Source organism: Streptomyces sp. GbtcB7 (assembly GCF_019091445.1).
Taxonomy (GTDB): Bacteria; Actinomycetota; Actinomycetes; order Streptomycetales; family Streptomycetaceae; genus Streptomyces; species Streptomyces mirabilis.
Map to the genome: position 1 here is coordinate 1 of NZ_JAGXJM010000621.1, position 237 is coordinate 237.

Consider the following 237-nt stretch of genomic DNA (forward strand, 5'->3'; position numbering starts at 1 on the left):
CCCGGGCGACCCCTCGGACATGGACGATCCCAAGATGCGGTTCCTGCGGGTGCTCACCGCCGAGGTGATCGGGGGACACGGGCACCGCGTGCTCGGCGTCTGTCTCGGGCACGAGCTGATCGCGGCGGAGCTGGGCCTGGTGATCGAACGCAAGGAGGTCCCGTAGCAGGGCGCGCAGACGGGGTTCGAGCTCTTCGGGCGGGCCGGGACCGTCGGGTTCTACAACTGGTGCGTGGC

The 237-nt window shown here is 70.5% G+C and carries 1 pseudogene; it reads left to right on the plus strand.

From position 1 onward, the window contains the following. Positions 1–237: pseudogene (locus KVT44_RS59840) on the plus strand (phenazine-specific anthranilate synthase component I); the annotation flags it as partial.